Genomic DNA, 16364 nt, shown 5'->3' on the forward strand with positions numbered 1-16364 from the left:
TCAGCCGGCCTTCAGCATGTAGCCGGCACCGCGAACTGTATGCAGAACGGGTGCGTCGAAGCCCTTCTCGATCTTGGAGCGAAGGCGCGAGACATGCACGTCGATGACGTTCGTCTGCGGGTCGAAATGATAATCCCAGACGTTCTCCAGCAGCATGGTGCGGGTGACGACGCGGCCGGCGTGGCGCATCAGATATTCGAGCAGCCGGAACTCGCGCGGCTGCAGAACGATCTCCTTGCCCGCACGCTTCACGGTATGGGAGAGACGGTCGAGTTCGAGGTCGCCGGCGCGGTACATGGTCTCGACATCCTTCGAGCCTACGCGGCGGCTCAGCACCTCGATACGCGCGAGCAGTTCGTTGAACGCGTATGGTTTGGTCAGGTAGTCGTCGCCGCCGGCCCGCAGGCCGGTGACGCGGTCGTCCACCTCGCCGAGCGCCGACAGGATCAGCACCGGCGTTTCCACGCCACGCGCACGCAGGCCGGCGATGACGGAAAGCCCGTCCCGCTTGGGAAGCATGCGGTCGACCACCAGCACGTCGTAATCGCCGCGCCCCGCAAGCTCGAAGCCGGTTTCTCCATCGCGGGCGACATGGGCGTTGTGCCCCGCCTCCCCCAGCGCCTTCTCCAAATATTCGGCCGCTTCGCGGTCGTCTTCGATGACAAGAATCTTCATGGCAGGACTATACGCGAAAACAGGAGAAACGAAGAAACGGCGGCAGGCCGTCAGACCCGCCGCCGCTTGTTACCTTCACACAGCCGCCCGCTTAGCCGATGGGCAGGGCTACGAAGCGGTTTGCCTCGTCGCGGGTGATCTGGATAAGCACGGCCTTGCGGCCGGCATCCGTCGCTGCGGCGACCGCCTTGGCGACATCCTCGGAGTTGGCAACTTCCATCGAGTTGACGGTCATGATGACGTCGCCAGCCTGGATGCCACGCTCCTCTGCGGCACTGCCGGGCTCGACATCGGTCACGACGAGACCCTTGCCGTCATCGGCGCGGGTTACCGTCAGGCCGAAATCCTCAAGCGAGGTGTCGGTGCCGGAGGGCGTCTCGGTTTCGACCGCTGCCTGCTGCTCCTCGCCCGGCAACTGGCCGAGCGCGACGCTCACCGTTTCCTGCGCGCCGCCTCTCCAGAGGGTCACGTCCACCTTCGTGTCGGGGGCGTAGTTGCCGACGATGCGGGCCAGTTCACGCGGGGAAGCCACTTCGCGGTCGTTCACGGCTGTAATCACGTCGCCGGCGCGAATGCCTGCATCGCGGGCCGGGCCATCGGCCTGCGCATCCGAAACCAGCGCGCCGCGCGTGCCTTCGAGCCCGATGGACTCGGCGATTTCGGCCGTCACCGGCTGGATTTGCACGCCCAGCCAGCCGCGCAGAACGGCACCGCTCTCGACAAGCGTACCGACCACTTCCTTGGCGGTCGAGGCCGGGATGGCGAACGCGATGCCGACATTGCCGCCCGAAGGCGAGAAGATGGCGGTGTTGATGCCCACGACTTCGCCGTTCAGGTTGAAGGCCGGGCCACCGGAATTGCCGCGGTTCACCGCCGCGTCGATCTGGATGAAGTCGTCGTAGGGGCCTGCGCCGATGTCACGGCCGCGAGCCGAGACGATGCCGGCCGTCACGGTTCCGCCGAGGCCGAACGGGTTGCCGACAGCGACCACCCAGTCGCCTACGCGCACCTCGGAATCGTCGGCGAAGGCGACGTAGGTGAACTTCTGGTCGGCGTCATCGACCTTCAGCACGGCAAGGTCGGTGCGCGGGTCGGTACCGACCAGCCGCGCGTCGAACTCGTCGCCATTGTCGTTGACGACGGTGAAGGTCGAGCCACCTTCCACGACGTGGTTGTTGGTGACGAGATAGCCGTCTTCGGAGATGAAGAAGCCGGAGCCCTGCGAGACAGGCCGTGCACGCTCGCCGCGCTCACGATTGCCGAAGCGCTCGCCGCCCCTCGGGCCACGCTCGCCACGAAACTCTCGGTCGCCGCGGAACTCACGGAAAAATCTGTTGAGCGGGTGATCGCGCGGCAGGTCTTCGAAGCCGGGCATGCCGAACTGGAAGGTGCCGTCTCCGCCACGGTCGGAAGCGGGTTCGACCCTAGCCTGCACGCGCACGCTGACGACAGCCGGCGTTACCTTTTCCACCACATCGGCAAAGCCGGTAGCCTGTACGCCTTCAACGCGTACCGCTTCGGCCAGAACGGGGGCGGTTCCGGTGGTCACCGCGCCGAAGCCGATCGCGCCGGCGATAGCAACCGACGCGGCTGCGGCCAGAAGGCGGCTGCGGGTCTTGGACACGGGGTTTGTCTGGTTTTGCATTTCTGGAATCCCTTGTGAAATCCACATGGACGCGCGGGGGCCGCATCCTTCGCACAAGAGATAGGAGCGTGAACCTTACGGCGCTCTTTCCGCTACATGAAACTTTCGTAATCTTGATCGCAGCGGCGCGCCTCGGCGACAAAATCAGTCCGGCTCTTTGAGAATGTCGCGAAGGCGGCGCTCCTCTTCCGCCGAAAGTCCGGCGGGTGCCGCACGCCTGCGCCGGGCCGCGTGAAGTGCGATCACGCTCCCCCCCGCCACAAGCAGGAGCACGGGCGTCGCCCACAACAGTGCGTTGCGCGCGCTGAAGCGCGGCTGCAGCAGCACGAACTCGCCATAGCGCGACACGACGTAGTCGATCACCTGCTCGTCGGTTTCGCCCGCGACAAGGCGCTCGCGCACCAGCACGCGCAGGTCGCGCGCAAGCTCGGCGTCCGAATCGTCGATGGACTGGTTCTGGCAGACCATGCAGCGCAGGCCGGCGGAAAGATTGCGGGCGCGCGCTTCCAGCGCCGGATCATCCAGCACTTCCGACGGCTTTACCGCCAGGGCGGGCGACGCGACGGCCAGCAGCAGCAGGATGGCGGCAAGGCGTCTCATTCGGCCGCCACCTGCGGCTTGAGAACGTCCTTCGATCGCCGTGCCGACGGCGCGCCGACGCGCAGGCGGCGATCCAGCAGGGACATGGTGCCGCCTGCCATCATCACCACGCCACCGAGCCAGATCAGCAGAACCAGCGGCTTCCACCACACGCGCACGACGACACCGCCGTCGGAGGTTGGGTCGCCGAGCGCGACATAGAGCTGGCTGAACCCGCGCGTGGCGATGCCGGCCTCGGTCGTCGGCATCTGGCGGGCCGTGTAGAGCCGCTTCGACGACATGATCGCGCCGCGCTCGCGCCCGGCGGCATCGAAATAGACGAACCGCCCCTGCTCTTCGGTGAAGTTCGGGCCCTGGAACGGCTGGATGCCCTCGAAGCGCAGCGTGTAGCCGGCAATCGGCATGGTTTCGCCCGGCCGCATCGTCACGATCCGCTCGACTTCCAGCGTGGTGACGGCAACGATGCCGAGCGTCGTGACGCCCAGCCCGAAATGCGCCAGCGCCGTGCCGAAAACGGACCTCGGCAGACCGACGAACCTGCGCCAAGCCACGGCCGCGCCGACGCTACCTATCCCGGATTTGAGCGCGAGATCCGTCACAGCTCCCAGCATCAGCCACGCCGCCACGCCGATGCCGAACGCGGCCAGCACACCGATGCCGTCTACGAAAAAGAACGAGAGGAGCACGACCAGAAGCGCGCCGCCGAAAGCCGCGAACAGCCTTTGAGCCACGGCGTAGAGATCGCCGCGTTTCCACGCCATCAGCGGCCCGAATGGCACGGCCAGCAGCAGCGGCATCACCAGCGGAATGAAGGTCAGGTTGAAGAACGGCGCGCCGACCGAGATCTTCTCGCCAGTCACGGCCTCGATCAGCAGCGGATAGAGCGTCCCGATCAGCACCGTGGCGGTCGCCGTCGTCAGGAACAGGTTGTTGAGGACCAGCGCCCCCTCGCGCGACACCGGATGAAACAGCCCGCCCTGCGTCAGCGAAGACGCGCGCAGCGCGAAGAGCGCCAGCGATCCGCCGATGAACAGGATCAGGATCATCAGGATGAACAGCCCGCGCGACGGGTCGGTCGCAAATGCGTGCACCGAGGTCAGCACGCCCGATCGCACGAGGAAGGTGCCCAGCAGCGACAGCGAGAAGGTCAGGATGGCCAGCAGCAGCGTCCAGATCTTCAACGCCGAACGCTTCTCCATCACGATCGCCGAATGCAGCAGTGCGGTGCCCGACAGCCACGGCAGGAACGAAGCGTTCTCGACCGGGTCCCAAAACCACCAGCCGCCCCAGCCGAGCTCGTAATAGGCCCAGTACGAGCCCATCGCGATTCCGCCGGTCAGGAAGACCCATGCGGCCAGCGTCCACGGCCTCACCCAGCGCGCCCAGGCCGCATCGATGCGGCCCTCTATCAGCGCTGCGACGGCGAAGGAGAAGCAGATCGAGAAACCGACATAGCCCAGATAAAGCAGCGGCGGGTGGATCGCGAGGCCGATGTCCTGGAGGATCGGGTTGAGGTCGCGCCCTTCCATCGGCGCAGGGTCGATACGCGCGAACGGGTTGGACGTCGCCAGCACGAACAGGAAGAACGCCGCGCCGATCAGACCCTGTACCGACAGCACGTTGGCGCGCAGCGTCGCCGGCAGGTTGGCGCCGAACCACGCCACCAGCGCGCCGAAGAAGGCCAGGATGAGCACCCACAGCAGCATCGAGCCTTCGTGGTTCCCCCACACGCCCGTCACCTTGTAGAGCATCGGCTTGAGCGAATGGGAGTTCTCCCAGACGTTTGCGACCGAGAAGTCCGACTGGACATAGGCAGCCGTCAGCGCGGCAAACGACAGCGCGGTCAGCGCGAAGCCTGCCACCGCCACCGGGCCGGCAACGGCCATCAGCCGCTGGTCGCCCAGCCTAGTGCCGGCAAGCGGCACGGCGAACTGCACCAGCGACAGTGCGAATGCCAGCACGAGCGCGAAATGGCCGGTCTCGACGATCAAGCAGTCTTCCTCCCGGCCGGTTCAGTCGTCATCTTGCCACAGGCCGGTTGCCTTGAGGCCGTCGGCGACTTCCTTGGGCATATAGTTCTCGTCGTGCTTGGCCAGCACGCTGTCGGCGACGAACACGCCGTCCTCACGGAACGTGCCCTCCGTCACCACGCCCTGCTCTTCGCGGAAGAGATCGGGCAGGATGCCGCTATAGGCGACCTTCACCGAATGAACCTGGTCCGTCACCGCGAAGGCGACGGCCGTTCCCTCGCCGCGTACGACCGTGCCCTTTTCGACCAGCCCGCCCAGACGGATGCGCTGGCCGGGCTCCAGAACGGCCGCCTGCAACTCACCGGGCATAAAGAAATATGAGGTCTTCTGGCCGAGCGCATACAGGGTGAGCCCGGACGCCAGCGCCAGGAACACCATCGCGCCGCCGATCACCGAAAGTCTCTTCTGCTTGCGCGTCACTGTTCCACCTGCCCTTCAAGCACCACGCCGCGTTCGGCTGCGAACGCAACCAGATCGCCGGCCGCCTCGCCTTCGTCGCCAAGCGCCTCGACACCGCGCTTTAGTGCATCGCCTGCGTCTTCCATGCGTCCCAGCACCACGTAGGACTGCACCAGCCTGCGCCAGCCTTCCGCATCCTGCGGGTTGTCGCGCAGCCGCTGGTCAAGGCCGGCTACCATATTCTCGATCATCTGGGCACGGTCGTTGTCCGACATCAAGGCGGCGGCTTCCATATCGTCGGCGCTGGGGCCGGGGCGCGCCGGGTCCGCCTCGACGCCAAGCTGGGCCAGCGCCTGCCCCACCGCGCCGCGCCAGGGCGAGTCGGCTGCAAGCCCGTCCAGCATCGTTCGCAGCATGCCCTCGGCCTCTTTCGTCCTGCCCTCCTGCGCGAAACCGGTGGCCAGGAGGAAGCGGGCCTTCGCATTGTCGGGCTCAATCTCCAGCGCGCGCTCGAACGCGGCCTGCGCCTCGGTCGTGATCATGCCGCCCGCGTTCGCGGCGATCGCCTCGCCTAGCCCGATCTCGCGCGCGGCGGTCACGCCCTGAAGGCGCATGGCGTTGCGATAGGCGACTACCGCGTCATTGTAGCGGCCCATGCGGAAATAGATCGGGGCCAGCACTTCCCAGCCGCGCCCGTCCTCCGGGTTGGCGGCAAGATGCCCCTCGGCGCGCGCCACCAGTTCCTGCATGGAGCTGTCCGCCGGGTTCTTCTCGAGCCGCGCCTGCAAGGGCTGCGCCGGCAGGTTGGGGGAGCCGATGGCGGCGTAGATGCCCCAGCTTGCGACCGGCACCGCCAGCACCGCGATCGTCGCAACGATCCGCCCCAGCCGGCCGCTGCCGGCGCTCCCGTCCTGCTTTCGCTCTGCGGCCAGCTTGATGATGCGCCGGCCGATCTCGGCGCGCGCCTGCTCGGCTTCCACGGCGTCGATCACGCCGCGCGCGGCGTCACGTTCCAGTTCGCCCAGCTGGTCCTGATAGACTTCCAGATCGTGGTCGGCATCCGCCACCGCCCGCCCGCGCACCCGCATGGCCGGCAGCAGCACGGCGAGGCACGCGCAAAGTGTGAGAACTGCGGCGACGATCCAGAACAGCATGGACACCAGATAAACCCTGCGTCGGCCCATGCCAATGACGCGGGCATGCGGCCTTTTTTCACTGGACGTCGCCTGCGGGCCGCCGGAGAGCGGCTAGACCGAGATGAGGTCTAGACCAGCGGCGTCCAGCTTCCATCCGGGTTGCGGCAGGCAGATCCCCGCGCCATTCGCGGTTGCCCGTTCAGATACACCGTATGGGCATATTGGCGGCAGTCCTGCGAACCGACGCGATAGGGCGATCCGGCCACGACCTGCCCGTGACGGCGGCTGCCTTCCTTGCCCCAGCCAACGGCCTGCCCCGCCGGTGTGTATTCCAGCGCCCGGTATTCGGCTTCAAGCCCGCGCCGGCGCTCGCGCGAATCGAGGTTGGAGCCGAGCGTGCCGCCGATGAGCCCGCCGGCCATCGCGTCCACGATCGCGGAGGCGAGCGGCGGTTCGGCCGGGTTGATGTCCTCGACAAAGGCCTGCACCGCAGAACCCGTGCCGCCACTGCCGGACGTCGAGCACGCCGAGAGCAGCGCCACCGCCGCCATGCCTGCTGCAACATGCTTCCAGCTCATCCTTGAATGCCCTTCCACTCTCGCTAAGCGATAGATCGGCACAAACCGCCGTTACTTCAAGCCTTCTTGCTTCCGACTTTGGCGCAGAAATGGCGCTGCGGCAAATTACACCTCTTCCTGCACGCGTCGCAGCACCACTGTTGCCTTGAGGCCACCAAGGTCCGAGCGCGCGAGATGCAGGCTGCCGCCATATTCCTTGACAACGTCGGCCACGATCGCGAGGCCGAGACCGGTTCCCGGCTTCGTCTCGTCGAGCCTTCGGCCGCGCACCAGCGCGTCGCGAGTCTTTTCTTCGGGTATGCCGGGGCCGTCGTCTTCGACCACGAGGGTGAAATTGCGTCCACCGCTTCCGTCGGGGCCGGGCGTCACGCTCACCGACACGGCCTTGCGGCCCCATTTCATCGCGTTTTCGAGCAGATTGCCGACGATCTCCTCGAAATCCTCGCGTTCGCCCGCAAACACGATCTCGCCATCCGGAAATCTGGCGTCCAGCTTCATATGCGGATTCAGTTTCGCAACCACGCGCACCATGCGCTCCATCGTCGCTTTCACCGGGGTGCGGAAAACGATGGTGTCGCGCTGCGCGGCCATGCGCGCGCGTTGCAGATAATGCTCGACCTGCTGGCGCATCGAGCCGGCCTGGTCCTCGATCAGCCTGCCCTTCGCGCCGCCTATGCTGCGCGCCTCGTTGGTCAGCACCGCCAGCGGCGTCTTCAGCGAATGCGCCAGATTGCCCACCTGCGTGCGCGAGCGTTCGACGATGCGCCGGTTGCTTTCGATCAGTTCGTTGGTCTCATCGGCCAGCGGCGCGATCTCGGCGGGAAACGTGCCGTCCAGCCGTTGCGCAGCGCCCGCACGTATTTCCGAAAGCGCCCTGCGCACGCGTCGCAGCGGCTCAAGTCCCACAAGGATGGCCAGCGCGTTGATGGCGATCATGCCGGCGCCGAAAATAAGCAGGTAGAGATAGATCTGCTGCTCGAAGGCGGAGATATCGTCTTCCAGCTCGGTGCGGTTTCCCATCATGCGGAACCGCGCGATGTTGTTGTCCGCATCGAGGACGAACTCGCTTTCGAAGACCTCGATCGTTTCGCCGGCCAGTCCTTCCGCGAGATAGCTGCGCTGGAAGTCGCTGTCGAACGGCACTTCGGAGGAAGGCGGAGACGGGATTTGCCCGGTCAACGATTGCGACCGAAGCTGCCCGGTCGCGCCCGTCACCGGCTCCACCGCCCAGTACCACCCCGATTGCGGAACGGTGAAACGCAGGTCGCCGAGGTTGGGCGAGCCCTGCAGCATCCCGGCCGGGCTCACGCCCACCGACCCGATGAGGTTGAAGAGATGGGCGGTCAGCAGGCTTTCGAAGCCCCGTTCGCTCGCCTGTCTGAACAGTGACGAAATCACGGTCGCGATCACCACCAGCGCAACCACGGCCCACAGCGTGGAAAACGCCACCACGCGGAAGGTGAGTGAGTTGAGCCGGCGTCTCAGCTTGGCCATCGCGCTTCCGCCCGTCATCGTCGGCGTGGCGGCGCGAGAATCAATCCTGCGCCTCGCGCATGCGATAGCCCATGCCGCGCACGGTTTCGATCATGTCGATGCCCATCTTCTTGCGCAGGCGGCCGACGAACACCTCGATGGTGTTGGAGTCGCGGTCGAAATCCTGGTCGTACAGATGCTCGACCAGTTCGGTGCGCGACACCACCTCGCCCATGTGGTGCATCAGATAGGCCAGCAGGCGGAACTCGTGCGAGGTCAGCTTCAGCGGCACGCCATTCACGTCGGCCTTCGAGGCCTTCGTGTCCAGCCGCAGGGGCCCGCAGATCAGCTCGGACGATGCATGGCCCGCGGCGCGGCGGATGAGCGCGCGCACCCTCGCCAGCACCTCTTCGATGTGAAACGGCTTGGTGACGTAGTCGTCCGCGCCCGCGTCGATGCCCGACACCTTGTCGCTCCAGCGGTCGCGCGCAGTGAGGATCAGCACCGGCATCTTGCGGCCGTCCCGCCGCCAGCGCTCGACCACGCTGATGCCGTCCATCTGCGGCAGGCCGATATCCAGCACCACCGCGTCATAAGGCTCCGTGTCGCCGAGAAAGTGGCCTTCCTCGCCGTCATAGGCGCGGTCCACGACGTAACCCGCATCGGTCAGCGCGTCGCCGATCTGGCGGTTCAGGTCCTTGTCGTCCTCGACCACGAGTATGCGCATGCGTTTTCCTGGCGATGTGATTGCGTTTTGCCGATTGTGCCGGATTCGGTGCTGGCGGCCAAGCTGGGCCGTCAGCCCATCGGCACCACGATCTCCTTGCGGCGGGGCCGTTCGCCGCCCTGTGCTGCCACCAGCACGACGATGACGCAGACCTGCTGGCCGCCTCTCACCTCCTGCGTCGCACGGGCGAGCTGGCCGCCTTCCTGCGCGGCCGTCTGCATGCCGATGGCGTAGCAATCGCCCGACTGCGCCAGTTGGATCGGCGCGGTGGGGACCGCTGGTGCCGGCACCGGCGCGGCGATCACCGAGGAGACGAGCATGCCCGCCATCGAAACGACGATGGTCGCAGTGCGAAGGAGGGTGTGGAGCGTGTTCATGGCAGTGTTTCTAACGCATGGCGGCTGAACACGGAATGAACAATTCCCGCTTGGGTTTCATTCAATTCTCGTCGTCGCCCCAAGCCGGCCCAAAATCGCGATCACGCCGGCCAGCGCAGCGACGGTCTGGAACAGCGCGTCGGCCAGCGCCTCGGTGTCCGCATCGTCGAGCGCGAAGCCGAAACCGCCCGCAATCGTCGCGCCGACCATCACCAGCGCGGCCCAGATCGTGCGCGACATATACCATGGCTTGGCATCTTCCATATGGGGTCTCCTCGGGTTCATGTCAGGTGAAAGCGTTTGGTGGCCGGCAGGCCCGCGCCGACGGTCGCGCTGATCTGGCGGATCGTCACGTCGATCTGCGCCGGCAGTACGGTCAGATCGGCCGCGATCTGCGTGCTGCCATAGGTCCAGTTCGGCACGCCGGTCTGCACCGTCCGCAACAGGTTGCCGGCAGAGGAGCGGATTTCGACGCGGTAGCGCTCGAACTCCTCGCCCAGCGGGATGTCCTCGGCCAGCCAGTTGTCGGCATCGACGCGCCCGCGCCTTGTCCATGTCAGGCGCGCGGCTCCGTCGGGCTGACGCGCGAGCCGCAGATGCACCGGCGACAGCGGCAGCCGCGAGCGCACGCCTCCCGCCTCGTTGAGCTCGACATAGTTCGCCCCGCCGAACTGCTCGCCCTGCGGGCCTACGCGCCAGTTGAGCGTCAGCCCGGCCTGTTCGGGCGAAAGGCCCGCACTGCTGACAGCATCGTCCAGCAGCACGAAGGCCGTTCCGAGCGAATGTCCGGCTTTCATAGCGTCGCCCGTTCCCTGCTGGCCGCGCAGCAACCGCGTCAGCCGCCAGGTCGATGGCGCGATCTCCTCCGCGCCTGCAAACTGCACGATCTCCCATTCGCCGTTGTCGGCCCGCATCGCGGCCGTGTTGCCGCCATTGAGAAGCTGGGCGTCGGATATGCTCGACAGCTCGCCGTCGTAGAGCGCGACAGTCAGCGCACCATGTGTGTCGAACCGGCCCTCGACCCCCTCGCCGCTCGGATCGACCAGTTCACCCATCGTCGCTGGTGCAGCCAGGCCGGCAGTGAAGGCGAAGCCCGTTTCCTCCGGCGACGAATAGGCGACCTGCCCCTTCCACGGGCTGGCATAGGCCGCGACGCGGAAAGCGTCCTGCGGCGCCGCACTGCCGGGCATGGCGGGCAGGTCCAGCATCAGCACGTAGGGTGCGCCCGCGATGGCCGGTCTCGCGCCCGCCCGGCCCGTCGCGCCTGCGCGCCACGGCGTGGGCGCTGCACGCGCCGCTCTCGTTGCCGAGACGCGGCGGGCCATGCCCGTCTCCACCGCGGTCACGAGATATTCGCGGCCATCTGCATCGTTGGGCAGCGTCACCAGCGCGCCCGGCTCCACCTCCACGGCTCCCGGCGGCACCGAAAACGTCACGCTTTCGCGCGCGCTCTGCGCCCGGCGCAGCCAGTCGTCCACCAGCGCGGCCGCCGCTCCGGATTCCAGGCACCCCGGAAAGCCGAGCGAGCGGCTTCCTCCACCCTCACCGTCGAAGGGCGCGCTGCGCGCCACCGATGCCTGATAGTCCAGAAAGGGATTGGCGAACGCCAGCTCCGCCTCGTCCGGCAGTTCGTGGCGCGGCAGGCGCGTGCGCTCCAGCGTCGCGCCGCCTTCCTCCACCACCATCTCCGAGATCGTCAGCGGCTCGCCGGCCACCGTGCCGCGATCCCGAAATGCCAGCGTCCCGTCCTCGTCGCGCACGGCGATGCCGTGCAGCTCGACCACCGGTTCCAGCGCGGATCGCGCGGTCGTCGGCGCTTCGACCGCATAGCCGGCGACGCTGCCTCCGACATGGTCGGTATCGGTATCGCCCAGCCCATGGTCGGCCAGGATCGCGCGGATCAGCCCGGCGGTCGATACGCCCGAGAGACGTCCGTTCAGCCAGTGGCCGCGATGCCAGTTGGCGCTGTCGCTCCACAATTCGCCGTCGGCCGGGAATACCGGAAACGGCCTTGCATCCCACGCCCAGACATAGAGCCTGGACGGATCGACCATCCGTCCGCCATAGACCGGCGATATGGGGTTGTGGGCTGGCTGAAAATGCCCGCTTGCCGGGCTCCAGCGGTCCATGTGCGCACGCAGGAAATGCGCCTGCGCGATGTCCGAGCGCCCGCCGGACGAGAAATACGGGACGGCATTTTCCGAAGACAGCGCATCCGGAAACACGTTCGGCTGGTTCGGTCCCTTGTCCACGGCCGGGCAACCCAGTTCGGTGAACCAGACCGGCTTGGAGCGTGGCGTCCAGGCCGTCGGCGTTGCGGCCTCCACCCCGCCGATACGATCGAAGTGCTGGTTCTCCCACCACGACCGGATGTCCTTGTAGCGGTAGACCCACGGCTTGCCGTAGGCACCGTCCGCGATCGAGGAGCGGTTTCGCCCCGCCCGGGCGGCATCGCTGGCATAGTACCAGTCGAACCCCTCGCCCGCGCCGATCTGGGCGCGCAGGCCGGCGAGGTCGTAGGGCCATGCGAACCCGTCCGGGTTGCCGCCGCCATAGTCTTCGTCGCGCCAGTCCGATAGCGGCATGTAGTTGTCGATGCCGACGGCACTCACCGCCTCATGCGCCCACAGCGCGTCGAGATGGAAATAGACGTCGCCCGAGCCGTCCGCCGGCTGATGGCCGAAATATTCCGACCAGTCGGCGCCGTAGCTGATCCCAGCCCCCGCGCCCAGCACCCCGCGCACGTCGCCCGCCAGTTGGCACAGCGCCTCGACGAACGGAAACGCGTTCGCCCCGTCGCGCAGCGTGGTCAGACCGCGCATCTCGGAGCCCAGCAGGAACGTGTCGACCCCGCCCGCCGCGACCGCCAGATGCGCGTAGTGCAGCACCAGCCTGCGATAGCCCCAGTCGTCGGCTGCCCCTGCATAGGTCACGCGCCCGCCGGCCACAGCGAAGTCGCCGGCCGACACCGCCCCGCAGAACGCATTGACCTGGCTTCGCGCCGCGCCCGTCCTGTCCGCGCTGCCGCCATGCCCCGGTGCGGGGCTGCAGGTGATGCGTCCGCGCCAGGGGAAGGCCGGCTGGCCCGTCCCGCCATAGGGGTTGGGCAGCGCGTTGTCTGGCGGAATGTCCATCATCAAGAAGGGGTAGAGCGCGACCCGCAGGCCCCTGCGCCTTATCTCGGAAATGCACTCGATCACCGAGCGGTCGGACGGGGTGCCGCCATAGGATGCGTTGTCGCCCACGAAGCTCACCGTCGCCGCGGCGGCGCGCGAGACCCCGCAAACCTCCCACGGCTCCGCATGCCCCGACGCGTCGTTGTACATCACCGCCGGGCGCACCGTGCAGGCGCCCGCCCGCAGGTCGCTGCCGAACCACGTCACGACGACGGCGACTTCCTGAAGGTTCGGGCACAGCGCCTGAAGCTCGTCCAGCGAGGCCATCAAGTCGGACGCCCCGTGCAGCACGTTGCGGTTCACCTGCACGGTTTCGCCGCGCCTCGGACTGCGCGTCACCGCACGTGGCAGCAGTCCGTATTCCGTCGATCCCGGCAGCAGCACCACCGATCTTATCTGCTCGTTCAGCCGGTCTACCGGCCGCATCACCTCGAACTGGAACTGCGGCAGGCGGTTGCCGTAATCGTCCAGCGGAAACCGCTCGAACACGACATAGGCGACGCCGCGATAGGCGGGCGCATTGCCGGTGCCCTGCTTGGCGGCGATCAGCGGGTCCACAGGCTGGCTCTCGCTGCCGCGATGGACCCGCACCGTCACCTGTTCCAGGTCGATCTCGCGCCCGTCCGCCCAGATGCGCCTCACGCCCGCGATCTCGCCCTCGCACAGCGCGAACGCCGCGTTGGCGTAGTAGGAATAGGTCGTCACCTTCGGCCCGCCCTTGGCGCCGCCGCGCCGCGACTGGCTCGCCTCCTCGAACCGCGTCGCCCAGATGACGTTGCCGCCCACCCGCACCGTGCCATAGAGCCGCGCCAGTGGCGCGCCCTCTTCGGCCAGAAACGGCTTCATCGAGCTGAGACGCGGCCCCTCCACGCGCTGCAGGCTCTGCAACGCGCTGCGGTCGAGCATGTAGCCGGCCATGGCTCCCGCGGCCCGCCCGATCGCGAACCCGACTGGCCCTAGAAAGCCGCCCAGAAACGCGCCTGCGGCCTGCAATACGATCGTTGCCATTGCGCCTGGCCTTTCAGCTCGCGTTGAGGTCGGGGAAGGCGAACACGCCGGCGATCCGGCGTCGCCATTGCGGCACCAGTGCCGAGATCGTCACGGCGTGGCCTTCATAGGCGTGCACGAAGCGGTCGCCCGGCATCAGCAGGCCCAGATGCTTGGCTGCGTGCTGCAGCCGCCAGCGAAACACGATCAGGTCGCCGGGCCTCGCCGCGTCCAGCGGCTTTTCTCGGCAGTGTCGGCGCGCGGCCTCCAGCAATCGGTCCTTTCCGCCCGCCTCGGCCCAGTCGGCGGCGTAGGGGCCGGGCGTTTCGGGTTCGCGCCCGTACACCGCCTTCCAGATGCCGCGCACCAGCCCCAGGCAGTCGCAGCCCAGCCCCTTCGTCGCGCCCTGATGGCGATACGGCGTGCCGATCCACGTCTCGGCTTCGGCCAGCACGGCCGCCGCCGCATTCCCACTAGACTTGCTCATTCGACGATAGGCCCTCCGTCGAACTGTCCGCCACCGGTGACGTAGCCATAGGCCGCGTCATTGCCCGGCAGATGCGGAAACCCCCGGAAATTGACGGGATTGGAGAACTTCGCCTTGCAGGTCGCAAACTGCTTGTCGCAGCCGGCGACGATGCTGAACGTGTCTCCCGGCCCCGGCATCGCCTCGTCGGCCGGCAGCGCGATCAGCACGCCTTCGCTTGCGATCCGATGGTCCACCACGATGGCGGAGCGGCCCTGCAACGCGCCGCCGGTCCAGGAGATCTCGCCGAACGAGAACCACCCGGCCGCGAAGCCTCCAAGCCCGCTCACCCGGATGGTCGCGGGTGCGGTCTGCTGCACGACCGCGCCGCGCCCGTTCAACGCGCCGGCGCTCATGTTCACCCCGCAGCGCGCATCGCCCAGCCGCGCATCACAGGTCCGCCTCAGATACCGGCCATTGGGGCGGTCGAGGCTTGCCGCCACGCTTTCCAGCTCGGCTACGAACCGCCCATCGGTCCGCACGATCTTTCCGATCACCGCCCTGCGGATCGAGGCGAACTGCGCCGGCGTCTGCCAGTTCACCAGCAGCGTCTGCACGGTCGCGCCGTCGAACAGGCCGCCCGCGATGTCGTCTTCCGCGATCACGTCGGAAGACAGCGCGCCCTCCACGTCCACCGCATCGGCCGCCATCCCAAGCGATGCGCGCGCCTCGCTCGTCGCAAATCCGCTCTGGGGTTCGTAGGCGAAGCCATCCACCGTCAGCGCACGGTCATGGTCGGTGAAGCCGAAACTCTGGCCGTCGCGGCGCGTCACCCGCCAGCAATGGCACAGCGTCGTGCACTCGCTTTCGAGATGCGCGCGGAACGCGGGAGAATAGGCGCTCAAGGGTCGATCTCCACGATGGGTATGGACGGGATTTGCCCGGCCTTGAAGGCGTTGAGGCTGATGGCGATGCGCTCCGTATCGAAGCGTGCCGGCACGTCGAACTCGTAGCCGGCATGGATGGTCTGGCCGCTGGCCGGGATCGAGGCGGGCTGAAACGTCACGACGCCGGTCTGGTGGTTCACGGTGAAATGCGTCGGGCTCGTCCGCTCGACACCCGCGACCGCCACCCGCACCGTGCCCGAGACCGGCTTGCGGATCGGCCGCAGATAAATGTCCGCGCCGGTGCCGTAGCGTTTGACGAGCTGGAAGCTGGCCGTCGCGCCGTTGCCGGTACCCACAAGCTGGTCCGTCGGCGCCGGCATCTGGTCCGGCGGGCAGGATTTCATCTCGAACGGATCGCGAAACCGGAATCCGTGAAACGAACCCCTGCGCGCCTCGAAGAACGCGATGATCTCGTTCAGCTCGGCCAGGGAGCGCACGCCGGTGCCCGCGTCGAAGTGGCGGCGCGACTGCGAGAACCGCAGGTTGCGGCGCTCGCGTCCCGATGTCAGCGTCACGATTTCGTTGCGCCGTTCCGGCCCGCCCGTCGCTCCGAACGATACCGAGACCGGAAACCGGACTTCGTGGAAACTCTGCATCAGCCTCTCTGCCTCAAAGGGTTCTCGTGCCGCGTGAGACGGCGCGTGCCAGCATCCCCGTCACCTGCGCTTCGGATTTGCGGAAGGATGCGGCGTCCTGCGTCGTCACGTTGAAGACCACGTTCGTCGGCGCGCCGGCGCGGCTCCCCTCCATTGGCGCGCCTTGCATGTTCTGGCCGATCGCGGCGGAAACAGCCGCTCCGCCCGCTGCACCTATCGCAGAGGCCGAAGGCAGATAGCTCGGCGCGGCAAACCCTCCTTCGGTGAGGAAAGGCAGCCCGCCACCGCCGCCCAGAAAGCCCGGCAACAGCCCCGAAATCAGGCCCGAAAGCGGGCGCAAGCCCATGTTCAGCGCCATGCCGGCTAGGTTGAGGCCGATGCGCTGAAGCACCTGCTCCAGCGAACGGCCGTTCACGACGGCGTCGCGCAGCGCGCCGGTCAGCTGTCGGCCGAACGCATCCGACAGCGATGCCAGATCGTCCAGCGCCGCCGTGAATGCCTGCGTATCCACATCGAAGCGCACTTCGATGGGCTCCACGCCGTCGATCATCT

The 16364-nt window shown here is 67.3% G+C and carries 16 protein-coding genes; all 16 read right to left on the reverse strand.

All coding sequences use genetic code 11. From position 1 onward, the window contains the following. Complete coding sequence (locus tag FY036_RS05000) at positions 1-675, reverse strand: response regulator transcription factor (protein WP_148913613.1); 675 nt, start codon at positions 673-675, stop codon at positions 1-3. Positions 676-766: 91 nt separating this feature from the next. Then, entirely contained in the window at positions 767-2320 is a 1554-nt protein-coding gene (locus FY036_RS05005) for a Do family serine endopeptidase (RefSeq protein WP_148913614.1), read from the reverse strand. A 144-nt stretch (positions 2321-2464) separates the two neighbouring features. Beyond that, a complete protein-coding gene (locus FY036_RS05010) occupies positions 2465-2920 on the reverse strand; it encodes a cytochrome c-type biogenesis protein (RefSeq protein ID WP_148913615.1) in 456 nt (151 codons plus the stop codon). Then, on the reverse strand, positions 2917-4908 hold the full coding sequence (locus tag FY036_RS05015; protein ID WP_148913708.1) for a heme lyase CcmF/NrfE family subunit: 1992 nt from the start codon (positions 4906-4908) through the stop codon (positions 2917-2919). The genes FY036_RS05010 and FY036_RS05015 overlap by 4 nt, the downstream gene beginning before the upstream one ends. Before the next feature lie 24 nt (positions 4909-4932). Further along, positions 4933-5370 (reverse strand): cytochrome c maturation protein CcmE, encoded by a 438-nt coding sequence (ccmE, locus tag FY036_RS05020; protein ID WP_148913616.1) that lies wholly within the window; start codon positions 5368-5370, stop codon positions 4933-4935. Continuing rightward, positions 5367-6503: a c-type cytochrome biogenesis protein CcmI gene (gene ccmI / locus FY036_RS05025; protein WP_148913709.1), complete on the reverse strand. Its 1137-nt coding sequence runs from the start codon at positions 6501-6503 to the stop codon at positions 5367-5369. The genes ccmE and ccmI overlap by 4 nt, the downstream gene beginning before the upstream one ends. Positions 6504-6613: 110 nt before the next feature. After that, positions 6614-7063, reverse strand: a complete 450-nt coding sequence (locus tag FY036_RS05030) for a hypothetical protein (protein WP_148913617.1) — start codon at positions 7061-7063, stop codon at positions 6614-6616. A 105-nt stretch (positions 7064-7168) separates the two neighbouring features. Next, positions 7169-8557, reverse strand: coding sequence for an ATP-binding protein (locus FY036_RS05035; RefSeq protein WP_235897530.1), 1389 nt, complete (start codon positions 8555-8557; stop codon positions 7169-7171). 40 nt (positions 8558-8597) lie between these two features. Beyond that, a complete protein-coding gene (locus FY036_RS05040) occupies positions 8598-9263 on the reverse strand; it encodes a response regulator transcription factor (RefSeq protein WP_148913619.1) in 666 nt (221 codons plus the stop codon). 71 nt (positions 9264-9334) lie between these two features. After that, entirely contained in the window at positions 9335-9640 is a 306-nt protein-coding gene (locus FY036_RS05045; protein ID WP_148913620.1) for a hypothetical protein, read from the reverse strand. 57 nt (positions 9641-9697) lie between these two features. Beyond that, positions 9698-9904 (reverse strand): hypothetical protein, encoded by a 207-nt coding sequence (locus FY036_RS05050; protein ID WP_148913621.1) that lies wholly within the window; start codon positions 9902-9904, stop codon positions 9698-9700. Between the two features lie 17 nt (positions 9905-9921). Next, the gene (locus tag FY036_RS05055) at positions 9922-13824 is read right to left on the reverse strand and encodes a baseplate multidomain protein megatron (RefSeq protein ID WP_148913622.1); all 3903 of its coding nucleotides are present in this window, start codon (positions 13822-13824) and stop codon (positions 9922-9924) included. Positions 13825-13837: 13 nt separating this feature from the next. Then, the gene (locus FY036_RS05060) at positions 13838-14290 is read right to left on the reverse strand and encodes an NlpC/P60 family protein (RefSeq protein WP_148913623.1); all 453 of its coding nucleotides are present in this window, start codon (positions 14288-14290) and stop codon (positions 13838-13840) included. Next, entirely contained in the window at positions 14287-15174 is an 888-nt protein-coding gene (locus FY036_RS05065) for a DUF2163 domain-containing protein (protein WP_148913624.1), read from the reverse strand. Before FY036_RS05065 ends, FY036_RS05060 begins: the two co-directional genes overlap by 4 nt. After that, positions 15171-15812 (reverse strand): DUF2460 domain-containing protein, encoded by a 642-nt coding sequence (locus FY036_RS05070; RefSeq protein WP_148913625.1) that lies wholly within the window; start codon positions 15810-15812, stop codon positions 15171-15173. Before FY036_RS05070 ends, FY036_RS05065 begins: the two co-directional genes overlap by 4 nt. 13 nt (positions 15813-15825) lie before the next feature. Beyond that, entirely contained in the window at positions 15826-16362 is a 537-nt protein-coding gene (locus FY036_RS05075; protein ID WP_148913626.1) for a phage tail tape measure protein, read from the reverse strand. Positions 16363-16364: the final 2 nt, after the last annotated feature.

It is taken from the genome of Neoaquamicrobium microcysteis (assembly GCF_008180155.1).
Taxonomy (GTDB): Bacteria; Pseudomonadota; Alphaproteobacteria; order Rhizobiales; family Rhizobiaceae; genus Aerobium; species Aerobium microcysteis.